Annotated in this window: 1 protein-coding gene; it reads right to left on the bottom strand. The window is 41.1% G+C overall.

What is annotated here, in order from left to right; genetic code table 11:
- Positions 1–22: 22 nt before the first annotated feature.
- Complete coding sequence (locus tag C8D84_RS13700; protein WP_425314287.1) at positions 23–970, bottom strand: IS256 family transposase, variant Zn-binding type; 948 nt, start codon at positions 968–970, stop codon at positions 23–25.
- Positions 971–1023: the final 53 nt, after the last annotated feature.

Genomic DNA, 1023 nt, shown 5'->3' on the forward strand with positions numbered 1-1023 from the left:
GGTGTAATGGACAAAATTCATGCTATTTGAGTGACTTTGATAGTAGAAAGTCTTTAATAAACCGTAACTTACGCCTCTCATTTAGCCCATGATGACTGTGTAATTGTCGTTTGAGCTCACTGAATAACCCTTCAAGAGAATTTGTGGTATTAGGTACATCTAAATGCTCATATTCTTGATAAGTGAATAGCCAGTCGCTATTGGTTCTGAGGCTACGATAAGCACTTCTAAGACGCTTGTGGGTATACCATGTTTTACCAGTATCTTCATTAGTGCTACGTTCATTAAGATAGGCTTCATGAGTTAAATACCAATGATCTAAGCACTCTATGAAGTCGGATTTATTGAGCTGTTTTAGATTTGAAGCAAGCCCTCTCAGCTCAATGCTCGCGATATTCTTAGGACGACGAGTCAAGTAACGGGTCACTATTTGCAGTTGATGGAACTGACACATCTGACAAGGGATGCTAGTAAACAGGCTTCTAAGTCCTCGTCTGCCATCACAGGTGATGCTTTGTACATCAACGCCTAACGATGTTAGGTGATCCACCCCTTGCTTATAAGCGCTGTTGGTTTCATGACTCACTATCGCGTAAGAGAGAACGGCTTTAGTGGTGTTGTCCATAAAGACCATTAAACCAAACTTGCGACCAAAGTAGGTGGTGTCCATGATGATATTAGCAGTCTTAGGTCGCTTAACCTGATACTGGATACTGACTTTGTCTAGCCGTCTTTGGATAGTTTTAAGACTACAATTATATTTGTCAGCTAGCTGTTGGTAGGTCTGTTTACCTTGAGTATATTCTGTCCAAAGGGTTTGATTATTAAGTCTTGTACCCCCTAAAAACTGCCGTTTGCAAGCTAGACATTGGTACTGCTGTTTGCCTAGTTTGCGCCCATTCTTCTTGGTGTGTTTCTCACGACAAAAAGGGCAGTTTTTTGATTCATGGCGTTGATTCCTTGCAAATATAGACAGTATATAGCGTTAGACCCTACGCCAGCATGAATTTTGTCCATTACACC

This window comes from Psychrobacter immobilis, assembly GCF_003148585.1.
Taxonomy (GTDB): domain Bacteria; phylum Pseudomonadota; class Gammaproteobacteria; order Pseudomonadales; family Moraxellaceae; genus Psychrobacter; species Psychrobacter immobilis.